We start from the raw sequence: 13,165 nt of genomic DNA, 5'->3' as shown, positions 1-13,165 counted from the left end.
GTGAACCACGGCGGAGGCGGCCGACGGTGCGCGTCGGCCGCCCCTAGGCCCTGTCGTCACATTCCCGTCTGCCCCGCGACCCGGGCGGACGACGGGAATGTGACGACAGGACCCAGGACCCGTGCGCACACGAAAGGCATTTGGACAGGGGGCGCTGGCCAGATCTTTCGACGCAAGGGGTGCTGAACCGACATGACAACCACCGACGTATCGACATCCGTCCCCTACAGGGAGGTGACGGATCGCAACGGCCGCCTTTACCGCATCGGTGAGACCGATCGGGACATCATGGGGCGACCACGCTGGACCATGGTGCTCTTCCCCTGGATGGGGATGCTGGGCATCAGCTCCTCGGAGTACGCGTTCACCTCCGCCGAGGACACCCTCCACGACGCCCATCTCTGGGGCAGTGGGCACATCTTCTGGCTGATGGGCGTCTGGATATTCTTCCAGGCCGCCGTCGCCTTCCCGGCCGGCCAACTGCGTGAGAGCGGACGGCTGCCCGCGCGGTACGCCATGATGCTCGGCGCGCTGGGCACGGTCCTGGGGTACCTCTCGCTCGCGTTCGCGCCGCATGTGACCGTCGCGTACATCGGCTTCGGCATGTTCAGCGGCATCGGCGCCGGCCTGGTCTACGCGACCTGCGTGAACATGGTCGGCAAGTGGTATCCGGAGCGCAAGGGCGGCAAGACGGGCCTGGTCAACGGCGGTTTCGCCTATGGCTCGGTGCCCTTCGTCTTCCTGTTCACCTCGTACATGGACCTCGGCAACTACCAGGGCGTCCTGGTGACGGTGGGCCTGGTCTGCTGTGCCGTGGTCGCCTTCGCGGGCTGGTTCTTCAAGGACCCGCCCAAGGGCTGGTGGCCCCCGCACGTGGACCCGCTGAAGGTGTCCGACGACCCGAGGATCCGCCGGGCGCTGGAGAAGAACCCACCGGCGGTGAAGCAGTACACCCCCAAGGAGGCCGCCCGTACGCCCGTTCTCTGGATGATGTGGTTCTGTCTGCTGTGCACCGCCGGGATCAACATCTTCGGCATCGCCTTCCAGGTGCCGTTCGGCAAGGACATGGGGTTCGCGGGCGGGATCGTGGCCACCGCGATGTCCCTGAAGGCCATCGTCAACGGCACGGGGCGCGGCGTGATCGGCTGGATCTCCGACCGGTTCGGACGCCGCAACACACTGATCATCGTCTGTCTGGTGCTGGGCTCCGCCCAGTTCGGGGTGCTGGTCTCCGGCCAGATGGGCAGCATGCCGTTCTTCCTGTTCTGCTCCATGGTCTCCGGATTCGGCGGCGGGGCGATCTTCCCGCTGTTCGCGGCCATGACGGCGGACTACTTCGGCGAGAACAACAACGCGTCCAACTACGGCATGGTCTACAGCTCGAAGCTGATCTCGGGCCTCGTGGGCTCGGGCATGGGCGCGGTCGTCGTCGGCGCGTGGGACTACCACGGGGCCTTCGTGCTCGCGGGCTCCATCGGCCTCGCCTCCGCCGTGCTGGCGCTGTTCCTCAAATCACCGGACCGGCCGAAGGCCCAAAGGATCGTCCCCAACCCGCAACCGCTCGGCGAGGAGATGGCGTGACATGACGACAGAACCCATCGCCCCCCAGGGCGCTTCGGCCACCGCCGGCGCCTCGAACCGCTCGTACCGCGAAGTCACCGACGCCCGGGGCCGTGTCTACCGGATCGGTGAGACGGACCGCGACGTCCTCGGCCACTCCCGCAAGTTCATGGTGTATCTGCCGTGGATCGCCATGATGGCCATCAGCGTCTTCGAATACGCGTACGGCTCGGCTGAGGACACCCTGTCCCACGCCCACGGCTGGACGCAGAGCAACACCTTCTGGATATTGAGCGTCTGGGTCTTCTTCCAGGCCGGCATAGCCTTCCCGGCGGGCTGGCTGCGGGAGCGGGGCATCCTCACCGCCCGCAGGGCCATGTACATCGGCGCGGTCATGTGTGTGATCGGCTTCCTGGCCCTCTCGCACCTGAGCAACGTACTGCTGGCCATCCTGGGCTTCGGCGTCATCGGCGGCCTCGGCTCCGGCCTGGTGTACGCGACCTGCATCAACATGGTCGGCAAGTGGTTCCCCGAGCGCCGGGGCGCGCGAACCGGATTCGTCAACGGCGGATTCGCCTACGGCTCCCTGCCGTTCATCTTCATCTTCAACTACGCGTTCGACACCGGGAACTACCACCGTGTCCTGGACCTCATCGGCTGTTACGTGATGATCGTCGTGCTGTCCTGCGCGTTCTTCTTCAAGGACCCGCCGAAGAACTGGTGGCCCGCGGACATCGACCCGCTGACGTACGGCGGCAACAGCAAGACCTCCGCCGCCCTCGCCAAGAACCCTCCCGCGGTGAAGCAGTACACGCCCAAGGAGGCCATCAGGACAGGTGTGCTGCCCCTGATGTGGATCACGCTGGTCATGACCGCGGGCGTGTCGATCTTCGGGATCTCCTTCCAGGTCGACTTCGCCAAGGAGGTGGGCTTCGGCCCGCTGGTGGCCGCCTCCTCCATGGGCATCATGGCCGTCATCAACGGCATCGGCCGGGCCGTGGTGGGCTGGCTGTCCGACACCTGGGGCCGCAAGCTGACCCTGGTGTTCGTCATCGTCGTGCTGGGGCTCGCGCAGTTCGGGGTGATCTGGGCCGGTGACATCAAGAGCGAGTGGCTGTTCCTGTTCTTCGCCTTCCTCTCCGGGTTCGGCGGCGGCGCGTTCTACCCGATGTTCGCGGCCCTGACCCCGGACTACTTCGGCGAGAACTACAACGCCACCAACTACGGCCTGGTGTACAGCGGCAAACTGATCAGCGGCCTGTTCGGCGGCGGTCTCGGCTCGATGGTGGTCGCGGCCTGGGGCTACAACGGCGCCTACGCACTGGCCGGCGGTATCTCGATGCTGGCGGCGGCGATCGCGTTGCTGCTGAAGCAGCCGGGGCGCGCCAGCGAGGTGCGCACTCCTCAGCCGCAGCCCGCGAGCTGAGAGGTCTCCTGGCCAACAGGCTGAAAGGTCTCCTGCTGACACAGAGCGCAGAGCCCCGATCGGGCGGCCCTCCCCACGTGGCGCGCTGTGGGGAGGGCCGCCCGGTGCACCGCCGCGAAGCTAGTGACGCCGCTTGCGGAGGGCCGCGAGGTTGTCATAGCCGATCTTCGCGTGCGTGAGTGACTGCCCGGCGTCCGTGGCGCTCGGGGCGTTGTCCTGCTCGACCATCGGGTTGTGGTAGTTCCGGTCACCGACGCGCGAGAAGAACGTGGTGTAGTCGATGACGCCGGTGCCGAACGGCACCATGTCGTAGCCCATGCCGTTCGTCGTGTTGACGACGCCGTCCTTGGCGTGGAAGAGCGGGTAGCGCTTGTTGTTGCGGACGACGAGCCCGGCGGGATCGAACACCTTCTCCCGGGTGGAGCCGTCGTGGGCCGTGTACGTGTGGAACTTGTACTGGGCCACGTGCGCCCAGAAGATGTCCATCTCCAGCCAGACCACCTTCGGGTCGGTGATCTTCAAGAAGTACTCCAGCTTGCGGATGCCGGAGCTGCGGGTCGGGTTGCCCTGGGCGTCCAGCGGGCCCCCGTCGAGCAGGAATCCGTACGCCGCGTCGTGGTTGTGGGTGTACAGCTTGAGGCCCTCGCGGCGGGCGATCTGGCCGAGCGCGTTCCACTTGTCGGCGGCCACGTCCCAGTCGGCGCGGTAGGCGCTGCCGGTGGGGTCGCCACCGGTGCCCATGTGCGCCATGCCGAGGATGTTGGCGATCTCCAGGTGCTTCTTGAAGGTGTCCAGGTCGGCCGTGGTGAGGGGCCAGGACGGGGGTATGAAGCCGTGGTTGCCCTGCGCCCGCAGCCCGTACTCGTCGAGCCAGGAACGCAGCAGCTTGGCGCCCTGCACGGACTCCAGGCTCGCGCCGCCGGGAGCGTTGGCGTGCTGGCCGTATCCGGCGAACTCCACCTGCCGGTAGCCGAAGCGCGAGAGCTGCTTGAAGACCTCGCGAAATCCGGAGGGCAGGTCGGTCGCGAGCGGGTCGCGGCCCGTGGCGTCCCGGACGGTGTAGAGGATGATGCCGCGCTTGTTCGCGGGGACGAGGACATCACCGCCATGGTCGTGGCCTCTGCCTCGGTCCTGGGCCAGGGCGGGCGAGGCACCGAGGACGGGTGCCGCGATCGCGGCGGTCGCGGCGGCGGTGCAGGTGCTCAGAAAGCGGCGGCGGTTGAGGCCGAGAGCGCGGCGCAGGGCCTCGCCGGTCGCGGGTTCGTCGTTGAAGGCAGTCACGGTTTCTCTCTTTCGGATCGGTGTACGGCTTTGACGGGTGCCGTTGGGTCTGCCGCTCGTGCGCAGGTCAGAGGCGTGCGAAGCGCTCGCCGGACGCGTTGTCAGTGGCGCGTGCTTCACTTTCCGTAGTTGCTCGTCACGCCTTGTCAGGTCTCGTCAGATGAGGCCGGCCAGGTCGAGCAGCAGGGATTTCACATCGGTGGCCGCGATGCGGCCGGGAGCGGTGCGGGGGGTGGAGCAGATGAGGAGCGGACCTTCGTCGTCGCTCGTGGGAAGGCGGCCGTGGCTGCCGCGAATAGGTGAGGGGTCCAGCGGCACGACCGCCATGCGGTAGCGCAGGCCGAGCTTCTTGCGCGCCAGTGCCGTGGCCGCCTTCACCTTGACGTAGGGGTCGAGGGGATCCATGAAGAGTTCGACCGGGTCGTAGCCGGGTTTGCGGTGGATCTCGACGAGCTGCGCGAAGTCGGGCGCGCGGGCGTCGTCGAGCCAGTAGTAGTACGTGAACCAGGCGTCCGGCTCCGCGACGGCGACGAGTTCGCCGGAGCGCGGATGGTCGAGGTGGTGGGTCTTCTTGCCCTCGTCGTCGAGGAGTCGCTCGACGCCGGGCAGGTCGGCGAGGGCTGCCTTGGTGGCCTCCAGGTCCTCGGGGCGGTGCACGTAGACATGGGCGATCTGGTGATCGGCGACCGCGAAGGCTCGCGAGGCCATCGGATCGAGGTACTCCATGCCGTCCTGCGTGTGCACTTCGAGGAGTCCGGCGCGGCGCAGGGCGCGGTTGATGTCGACGGGGCGGTCCGCGCGGGTGATGCCGTACTCGGAGAGCGCGACGACGGTGCGGCCTTCCGCCTTCGCGTCGTCGAGGAGGGGAGCCATGGCCGCGTCGAGGTCCGCGGCCGCCTGGAGGGAGCGCGGGTCGTCGGGGCCGAAGCGCTGGAGGTCGTAGTCGAGGTGAGGGAGGTAGCAGAGGGTCAGGTCCGGCCGGCGGGTGCGGTTGATGTGGCGGGTCGCGTCGATGATCCAGCGGCTGGAGACGAGGTCGGCGCCGGGACCCCAGAAGTGGAACAGGGGGAACGTGCCGAACTTCTGGGTGAGTTCGTCGTGCAGGGCCGGGGGCCGGGTGTAGCAGTCGGGTTCCTTGCGGCCGTCGGCGTAGTAGACGGGACGGGGAGTGACGGTGATGTCGGTGTCGGCGCCCATGGCGTACCACCAGCAGATATTGGCGACCGTGTAGCCGGGATGCGCGCGGCGGGCGGCGTCCCACAGCTTGTCGCCGGACACCAGGCCGTTGTGCTGCCGCCACAGCAGTACGTCGCCGAGCTCGCGGAAGTACCAGCCGTTGCCGACGATGCCGTGCTCGGAAGGGTGGGTGCCGGTGAGGAAGGTGGACTGGGCGGCGCAGGTGACCGCGGGCAGGACGGTGCCGAGCGGGGCGCGGAAGCCGGACTGGCCGAGGGCTTTGAGGTGGGGCATGTGGTCGAGGAGACGGGGGGTGAGGCCGACGACGTCCAGGACGAGGAGAGGAGTGGGGCCGGCCGGCTCCTGTGATGGTGGGGTCACGGCAGCTCCTTGAGGCCGAGGTCCGTCAACAGGTCTCGGGCGAGGGTGAGTTCGGCGGCGATGCCGTCGGCGAGCTGGGCGCGGGCGCGGGGGCGCAGCTCCGGCGGGAGTGCCTGCCAGGTGTAGGTCTCGACCTCCAGGTGGTGGGTGAGGGGGTGCGGGCCGCCGACGAGACGGGTCAGTGCGGCCCGCAGGACGGGGAGTGTGGAGGTGAGGGGTGCGGCGGGGGCCGCGTGCAATGGGACGTGGAAGTGGGCGCGCCACGGGGAGGCGTCGGGCAGGGCGTCACCGGCGAGGGCCTCGCCGAGGTCGTCGGTGCCGCGCAGGCCCGCGGCGGTGAGGGTGCGGGTCTGGTGCAGGAAGCGGGGTTCGTCGAAGGCGGCGAGGGCCGCGCGGACTTCGGGGAGATGGGGGTGTTCGGCGTGCAGGGCGGCTGAGAGCTGGGATTTGACGATGGGGACGCGGGCCTGTGCGAGCGCGTCCAGAGCGGTGTGCGGGTCTTCGAAGGAGGTGGCGAGATGGCAGGTGTCGACGCAGATGCCGATGCGGTCGTGACCGATCGCGGTGAGCGGGGCGAGGGCGTCACGGGTGGTCTCGACGGTGCAGCCGGGTTCCGGTTCCAGGCCGATGCGCAGGGAGCGGCCGGTGAGCTCGTGGAGGGCGTCGAGGCGTTCGGCGAGCGTGGTCAGCGCGGTGTGCGCTGCCGTCGCCCGCTCCTGGTCGTATGCGGTGCGCCAGGCGAGGGGCAGGGTGGAGATGCTGCCTTCGGTGACGTCGTCGGGCAGGAGCTGGGCGAGGACTCGGGCCAGGTCGGTGGTGTGGGCGAGGCGTTCGGGGTCGGCCCAGTCCGGCTGGTAGACGCGGTACTTGACCTCTTCGGCGCCGAAGCCTTCGTAGGGGAAGCCGTTGAGGGTGACGACTTCGAGGCCGCGGTGTTCGAGTTCGGTGCGCAGGCCGCGCAGCGCGGAGGGGTCGGTGACGAGGGCGTGGGCGGCGTCCCTGGCCAGCCACAAGCCGATGCCGAGGCGGTCGCGGCCGAGGCGGCGGCGGACGGGTTCGCAGTGGTCGCGGAGTTGGGCGAGGACGCCGTCGAGGGTTTCGGCCGGGTGGACGTTGGTGCAGTACGCGAGGTGGACGGTGGAGCCGTCGGGGTGGCGGAAGCGCATCGCTCACTCCCCGCCGCGCAGGATGGAGTTGCCTTCGTGGGTGACGTCGGGGGTGGTGACGTCGAGGCTCAGTCGGCCGCTGAGGCCGTAGAAGGCGACGGGGTTGCGCCACAGCACCCGGTCGACGTCGTCCTCGGTGAACCCGGCGGCCAGCAGGGCGTCGGCGACGCGGCGGGTCTTGAGGGGGTCGCTTCTGCCCCAGTCCGCGGCCGAGTTGACGAGCACCCGCTCCGGCCCGTACTCCGCCAGGACGGCGACCATGCGTTCCTCGTCCATCTTGGTGTCGGGATAGACGGAGAAGCCCAGCCAGCAGCCGCTGTCCTTGGCCTCCTTGACGGTGTTCTCGTTGAGGTGGTCGACCAGGACGCGGTCCGGGGACAGGGCGGACTCCCGGACGACGTCGAGGGCGCGGCGCAGGCCGGCCTGCTTGTCGCGGTGCGGGGTGTGGACGAGCGCGGGGAGCTCGTGGTCGGCGGCGAGTTGCAGCTGGGCAGCGAGGGCGGTGTCCTCGGCGGGGGTCATCGAGTCGTAGCCGATCTCGCCCACGGCCACGACCTGGTCCTTGACGAGATAGCGGGGCAGTTCGTCGAGGAGGGGGACGCAGCGGGGGTCGTTCGCCTCCTTGGGGTTGAGGGCGAGCGCGCAGTGGTGGGCGATGCCGTACTGGGCGGCGCGGAAGGGTTCCCAGCCGAGGAGGGAGTCGAAGTAGTCGAGGAAGGAGGCGACCGAGGTGCGGGGCTGGCCGAGCCAGAAGGAGGGCTCGACGAGGGCGCGGACACCCGCGGTGTGCATGGCCTCGTAGTCGTCGGTGGTCCGTGACGTCATGTGGATGTGGGGGTCGAAGATGCGCATCAGGACTCCTTGCCGGATGTGCGGGAGGTGCCGCACGGGCCTGCGGGGGCGGCGGTGGGCTCGGTCAGGGCCAGGACGCGGTGCAGGTCCTCGGGGACGGGACGGTCCGCGGCGGTGCGTTCCCGCGCGTAGTCGCCGAGCATCCGGGCGAGTTCGGCGTCCGCGTGGGCGCGCGGCGCCAGGTCGGCCACGACGTCCACGGGTACGCCGGTGAACAGGCACTTGAGGACGGCGTGCCGCCAGGTGTGGGCGTCCAGGTGGCGGGCGGCGTACGGGCCGAGGGCGGCGGCGACGAGCCGGGTGTCGTTGGTGCGCAGGGCGTCCTCGACGAGGGGCAGCGCGTCGGGACCGGGCACGAGGTGGGGCAGGGCGTGCAGGACGGCCCAGCGTTCGGCGGCCGTGCCCTGCCGGTAGACGCGGGCGAGTGCGTCCGGGTCGGCGCGGGCGGCGTGCAGGAGGAGCACGCGGGCGGCGTCGGCGTGCTCCGGGCCGCAGCGACGGCCCGCCTCCGCGATGCGCAACTCCCAGACGGAGATGGGTCCGTGGGTGCCGGGATGGTCGGCGGCCTCGTCGAGGGCCTGGTCCAGCCAGGCGCGGGCGGGCGGAGCGAGGGAGGTGTTCAGGCGGGCGTGCAGGGCGGCGAGGGCGGGTTCGGCCGCGTGGTTCGCCGTGCTGCCGTGGGGTGCGTGCGGGTGGTGGTTCACGGGGTGCTCCCTTCGGCGCCTGCGGGGATCGCCCGGGCCGCGCGGTGGAGGAACGGGAGGGACTGTGCGGCGAAGTGAGGGCCCGCGTGGGAGTGGCGGGGCAGTTCGACGACGGTCAGCGCCTGGTAGCCGGTGGCGGCCAGGGCTTCGAGTACGGGCGGGAAGTCGATCTCCCCGTCCCCGAACGGGAGGTGTTCGTGGTGGCCGCGGCGCATGTCCTCGATCTGGACGTGCCGCAGCCAGGGGGCGGCGGCGCGGACGCAGTCGGCGGGTGGCAGGGCTTCCAGGCACTGGCAGTGGCCGATGTCGAGGGTGAGGCCGAGGGCGGGCGGGTCCCCGAGGATGCGGCGCAGGTGGTGGAAGTCGGCGAGGGTGGCGAGGAGATGGCCGGGTTCGGGTTCGACGGCGAGCGGGACGCCGGCGTGGGTGGCCGCGTCCAGCACGGGGGTGAGTGCCTCGGCGAGGCGCTTCCAGGCGGTGTCCTCGGCCGGGTTGGCCGTCGCGACGGGATGGGCTTGGTCGCCTGGGTTGGCCAGGTGGGTCGGGTCGGCCTGGAGTACGCCGCTGAAGCAGTGGACGGCGTGGGCGCCGAGGTCGGCGGCGATGCGGACGGCGCGGATGAGGAGGTCGACGCGGCGGGCCCGGTCGGCCGGATCCGGGTCGAGGAGAGAGGGGCCGTGCTTGCGGCGCGGGTCGAGCACATAGCGGGCGCCGGTCTCTACGGTGACGCCGAGTCCGAGGGTGTCCAGCCTGCGGGCCACCTTCCGGGTGCGGACGGCGACGTCCGGGGCCAGCGGGTCCAGGTGCATGTGGTCGAGGGTCAGGCCGACGCCGTCGTAGCCGAGGTCCGCTAGGAGGCCGAGGGCGTCGTCGAGGCGGAGGTCGGCGAGACCGTTGGTGCCGTAGCCGAAGCGGAGGGGGTTTGCGTTCGTGGCGTGGGACCGAGGGTTCTCGCGGTGGGGTGTCGGGGTCATGTGACGCTCACCTTCCTCGCGAATCTGCGAGCCGCCGGGGCGAGAGCGGCCGTGAGAAGGGCGGAGGCGAGGGCGCCGGAGCGGGCAGCGAGGGCGGCCTGGAGGGGGATCATCGCGCGGATGCCACCACCGACGGCTCGCTGGGTGAGCGGCGGTGAGGGGTTGAGGGCGGCGTGGAGAAGGGGGCGGCCCGAAGTGGTGACGAAGGCGGCGGCGAGGACGGTGCGCAGGGAAGAGGTCGCGGCGGGGTGCCGGGAGAAGACTGGGGCGGGGTGCCGGGAAGGGGCCGTGCCCGGGGCTCCCGGGGGTCTCGTCAGCGTCCAGGCGAGCGTGCCCGTCGTGGCGAGCGCGGCCAGCGGTGCGAGCGGCGAACCGCCCCGGGTCTCGCCGCGGGACACCGTGGTCACCGCGAGGGTGTGGGTGGCCAGGGTCAGAGCGGCGGGCAGGGCGGGGCGGGCGCTGCCGCCGGTGGCCGTCGCGCCGAGGAGCAGGTCCAGACCCCGCGCGGTGGCCATCGCCGCCGGCCCGGCGGGGGTTCGCTTGAGCGCGAGGTCGTATGCCCAGACGGTGGCCGCGAGGGGGGCCGCGACAGCGAGGGCCGGGCGTCCGGCGCGCGCTGCCAGGGCCAGGCCCGCCGCCGTGAGGGCGCCTGCGGCGCCGAGGGCCGCGGACGGATGGATGCGTCCGGAGGGCAGGGGGCGGTGTGGGCGTTCGAGGGCGTCCTCGGTCTGGTCGGCCCAGTCGTTGAGGGCCATGCCCGCCTCGTAAAGACAGAGGGAGGAGGCGATGGCGAGCAGGGTGCGGGGGTTGGGGCGGTTGCCGGTGGTGGCGGCGCCGGCGAGGGCGTCGCCCGGGACGGTGAACAGGGCGGGGAGCCGGAGGAGTTCGGCCCAAGCCCTGGCTCCTGCTCCTGCTCCTGCTCCTGCTCCTGCCCCGGATGTTGTACCCGCCCGCGGGCTCCGGCTCTGGCGCGGAATCGGGCTCTGCGGTGGGCTCGTCGTGGTCGGTCGGTCCGGCCTGGGCGAGCGCGGCGTCATCGGGTCTCCCCGGGGAGTGCGCGGAGCCGTCGCGCGAGCCCCGCCAGGGCCGCGTACTGCTCACCCAGCGCCGCGGGCCCGTCGCCCACCGGGTCCTTGAAGTAGAAGCCGAGTTCGCTCAGCGGGCCCGAGAGACCGGCCTCGTGCGCGCGGGACACCAGGCGCGCGAGGTCGAGGACCAGGGGCGCCGCCAGTGCGGAGTCGCAGCCCTGCCAGGTGGTCTGCAGGATCATCCGGGTGCCGAGGAAGCCGTCGAAGGCTATGTGGTCCCAGGCGGTCTTCCACTCGCCGAGGGCCGGTACGTCGTCGATGTGGACCTCGCCCTGCGGGGCCGCGCCCAGGGTGTCCGCGAGGACCCGTTCCTTGCCGGCGTTCTTGGCCGCTGCGGCGGCCGGGTCGGCGAGGGAGGCGCCGTCGCCGCCGCCGAGCAGGTTGGTGCCGGACCAGGCGCGGACCGCCAGGGCGCGCTGCGCGAACATCGGGCCGAGCACCGACCGCAGCAGGGTCTGGCCCGTCTTGCCGTCGCGGCCGGCGTACGGGAGGCGGCCGGCGCGTGCCGCCGAGGCCAGCGCCGGGTGGTGCAGGCCGGTGGACGGGGTGAAGTTCACGTAGGGGCAGCCGGCCGCCAGCGATGCCGCCGCGTACAGCGAGCTCGGGGGCAGGGCGGAGCCCACGGGTGCGGGTTCGGTGGAGGCCACGTTCAGCACGACCGCACGGGTCAGGCCCCGTCGTCGTACGAAGTCGCGCAGATCGGCCGCGAAGGCGTCCACGAGCTCGGAGTCGTCCCGTGTGTCGCCGGGGGCGGGGCCGCCGGGGCGGATCTCCGCGTCGGCGGCCTCCAGTTCGGCCGCGATCGCCGAGGGGAGGCCGGGTGGAAGCACACCACCGGCGGCCAGGGCCTCGGCCCGTTTCGGCAGTGGGCAGTCCACGGTGTCGTGGCCGCCGAAGACGAGGGAGGACAGGGTGGGCAGGCCGCACTCGGCGAAGAGGGATGTCTCGGTGACCATGCCCGTCGGGCGATGCAGGCCGGCGGTGAGGGCCGCGCAGCCCGCGATGACGGTGGTGGCGACGGAGCCGCGGGCTCCGATCAGCCACACCCCCACCCGAGGTTCGGAAAGGGACGCGGGCATGGGGGACATGGGCAGCCTCCTTGTCGTACGTCAGCCACACAGGGGAGAGGAGAGAGGAGAAAGAAGAGAGGTGGGCGAGACGGCGGGCGGGGGTCCGGCGTCCCCCGCCCGCCGCCGGTCAGTCGCCCTTCGTGGGCAGTTCCTTGATCCGGACGTCACGGAAGGACGCCTGGTCGTCGGCTCCGTGGTTCTGGAGGCCGATGTGTCCGTCGCGCAGGCTTCGTACCGGATCGGTGTTGGTGAAATCGTTGATCTTCACACCGTTGAGCCAGACGCGGAGGTGCTCGCCCTCCACGCGGATCTCGTACGTGTTCCACTCCCCCGGCGGGTTCAGCGCGCGGTCGCGCTTCTTCAGATCGGCGGACTGGAAGCTGTACACGGCCCCGGTGGTGCGGTCGGGGGCGTCGGTCGCGTCGATCTGGATCTCATAGCCGTTGTTGACGGCCGACCAGGGGTCGTCGGATTCCGGAAAACCGACGAACACCCCGGAGTTGTCGTCCCCGCCCACCCGCCAGTCCAGCTTCAGCGAGTACGAGCCGAACCCGGAACCGGCGTACCAGAGCATCCCCAGGCCGTCGTGGGACGTCAGCGTGCCGTCGTCGCTCAGCGAGAAGGAGCCCGGGCCCGCCTGTTTCCACGCCGACAGCGACCCGGCCGTGCCGTCGAAGAGCGGCCGGTAGCCGTTCTCCGGGCGGCAGTCGGCCTGGGCGGCGCCGATGGCGTACCGGATGCCGCCCAGCAGGTGCTGCCGGAAGGCGGGTTCGGCGTACGACTCCTTGGTGTGGCCGCCCCCGGTGTAGAAGGCGCGGCCGCCCCGGTACTCCTGACACCAGGCGATCGGATGGTCGCCGCTCATCGTGCCGCCGGTGTACGAGGACTCGTCGAGCGAGGCGAGGACGTGGGCCCGGTCGCGCGGACTCGAGCGGTAGTTGTACCACTCGTCCGTGCGCTCCCAGGATCTCGGGAGTCCCGAGGTCGCCGGGTGGGAGCGGTCCTCGACGGTGACCGTCGCGGGCTGGATCGCGGGGTGCGACTGGAAGTACGCGCCCGCGAGGCCGCCGTAGAAGGCCCAGTCGTACTCGGTGTCGGCGGCCGCGTGGATGCCCACATAGCCGCCGCCCCGCTTGATGTACCGCTCGAAGGCGGCCTGTTGGGTGGTGTCGAGGACGTCACCGGTCGTCGAGAGGAAGACGACGGCGTCGTACCGCGCCAGGTTGCGTGGTGTGAAGGCGCCCGCGTCCTCCGTGGCGTCGACCGCGAAGCCGCCCGTGGTCCCGAGCTCCCGCACGGCGGCGATCCCCTCGGGGATCGAGTCGTGCCGGAAGCCCGCGGTCTTCGAGAAGACCAGCACCCGGCTCCTGTCGGGTCCGTCCGCGCCCTTCGACGCCGCCGGTCCCGACACACACCCGAGGAGCAGGGCGGCAGCGGCACCCACGGTCAGCATGCGTAGCGATGTGCGCATGACCGTCACCCCCCCG

The 13,165-nt window shown here is 71.1% G+C and carries 11 protein-coding genes; 2 read left to right on the top strand and 9 right to left on the bottom strand.

Features of this window, described 5'->3' with window-relative positions:
• Positions 1-192 precede the first annotated feature (192 nt).
• On the top strand, positions 193-1,581 hold the full coding sequence (locus ACZ7M3_RS32280; RefSeq protein ID WP_095851591.1) for an OFA family MFS transporter: 1,389 nt from the start codon (positions 193-195) through the stop codon (positions 1,579-1,581).
• 1 nt (position 1,582) lies between these two features.
• Positions 1,583-2,986 (top strand): OFA family MFS transporter, encoded by a 1,404-nt coding sequence (locus ACZ7M3_RS32275; RefSeq protein ID WP_472067825.1) that lies wholly within the window; start codon positions 1,583-1,585, stop codon positions 2,984-2,986.
• 120 nt (positions 2,987-3,106) lie between these two features.
• On the opposite strand, the gene ACZ7M3_RS32270 is transcribed toward ACZ7M3_RS32275, so the two are convergent.
• From ACZ7M3_RS32270 to ACZ7M3_RS32230, 9 genes are all read right to left on the bottom strand, one after another.
• Positions 3,107-4,267, bottom strand: a complete 1,161-nt coding sequence (locus ACZ7M3_RS32270; protein ID WP_261686607.1) for a sugar phosphate isomerase/epimerase family protein — start codon at positions 4,265-4,267, stop codon at positions 3,107-3,109.
• Positions 4,268-4,423: 156 nt separating this feature from the next.
• The gene (locus ACZ7M3_RS32265; protein ID WP_472067823.1) at positions 4,424-5,824 is read right to left on the bottom strand and encodes a nucleotide pyrophosphatase/phosphodiesterase family protein; all 1,401 of its coding nucleotides are present in this window, start codon (positions 5,822-5,824) and stop codon (positions 4,424-4,426) included.
• Positions 5,821-6,990 (bottom strand): metabolite traffic protein EboE, encoded by a 1,170-nt coding sequence (gene eboE, locus ACZ7M3_RS32260; protein WP_351310958.1) that lies wholly within the window; start codon positions 6,988-6,990, stop codon positions 5,821-5,823. The genes ACZ7M3_RS32265 and eboE overlap by 4 nt, the downstream gene beginning before the upstream one ends.
• Before the next feature lie 3 nt (positions 6,991-6,993).
• Positions 6,994-7,842: a TatD family hydrolase gene (locus ACZ7M3_RS32255; protein WP_472067821.1), complete on the bottom strand. Its 849-nt coding sequence runs from the start codon at positions 7,840-7,842 to the stop codon at positions 6,994-6,996.
• A complete protein-coding gene (locus ACZ7M3_RS32250; protein ID WP_472067819.1) occupies positions 7,842-8,546 on the bottom strand; it encodes an EboA domain-containing protein in 705 nt (234 codons plus the stop codon). The genes ACZ7M3_RS32255 and ACZ7M3_RS32250 overlap by 1 nt, the downstream gene beginning before the upstream one ends.
• Positions 8,543-9,520, bottom strand: coding sequence for a sugar phosphate isomerase/epimerase family protein (locus tag ACZ7M3_RS32245; protein WP_472067817.1), 978 nt, complete (start codon positions 9,518-9,520; stop codon positions 8,543-8,545). Before ACZ7M3_RS32245 ends, ACZ7M3_RS32250 begins: the two co-directional genes overlap by 4 nt.
• On the bottom strand, positions 9,517-10,557 hold the full coding sequence (locus ACZ7M3_RS32240; RefSeq protein ID WP_472067815.1) for an SCO3242 family prenyltransferase: 1,041 nt from the start codon (positions 10,555-10,557) through the stop codon (positions 9,517-9,519). Before ACZ7M3_RS32240 ends, ACZ7M3_RS32245 begins: the two co-directional genes overlap by 4 nt.
• Positions 10,554-11,687 (bottom strand): inositol-3-phosphate synthase, encoded by a 1,134-nt coding sequence (locus tag ACZ7M3_RS32235; RefSeq protein WP_472068217.1) that lies wholly within the window; start codon positions 11,685-11,687, stop codon positions 10,554-10,556. Before ACZ7M3_RS32235 ends, ACZ7M3_RS32240 begins: the two co-directional genes overlap by 4 nt.
• Before the next feature lie 118 nt (positions 11,688-11,805).
• A complete protein-coding gene (locus tag ACZ7M3_RS32230; RefSeq protein ID WP_472067813.1) occupies positions 11,806-13,149 on the bottom strand; it encodes a ThuA domain-containing protein in 1,344 nt (447 codons plus the stop codon).
• Positions 13,150-13,165: the final 16 nt, after the last annotated feature.

Source organism: Streptomyces sp. NPDC111656, assembly GCF_055656965.1.
This window is presented reverse-complemented; position numbering and strand designations above follow the sequence as displayed.

Coding starts and splice junctions, on each gene's coding strand:
- ACZ7M3_RS32280 (WP_095851591.1), top strand. CDS start 193: ATGACAACCACCGACGTATCGACATCCGTCCCCTACAGGGAGGTGACG.
- ACZ7M3_RS32275 (WP_472067825.1), top strand. CDS start 1,583: ATGACGACAGAACCCATCGCCCCCCAGGGCGCTTCGGCCACCGCCGGC.
- eboE (WP_351310958.1), bottom strand. CDS start 6,990: ATGCGCTTCCGCCACCCCGACGGCTCCACCGTCCACCTCGCGTACTGC.
- ACZ7M3_RS32255 (WP_472067821.1), bottom strand. CDS start 7,842: ATGCGCATCTTCGACCCCCACATCCACATGACGTCACGGACCACCGAC.
- ACZ7M3_RS32245 (WP_472067817.1), bottom strand. CDS start 9,520: ATGACCCCGACACCCCACCGCGAGAACCCTCGGTCCCACGCCACGAAC.
- ACZ7M3_RS32240 (WP_472067815.1), bottom strand. CDS start 10,557: ATGACGCCGCGCTCGCCCAGGCCGGACCGACCGACCACGACGAGCCCA.
- ACZ7M3_RS32235 (WP_472068217.1), bottom strand. CDS start 11,687: ATGCCCGCGTCCCTTTCCGAACCTCGGGTGGGGGTGTGGCTGATCGGA.
- ACZ7M3_RS32230 (WP_472067813.1), bottom strand. CDS start 13,149: ATGCGCACATCGCTACGCATGCTGACCGTGGGTGCCGCTGCCGCCCTG.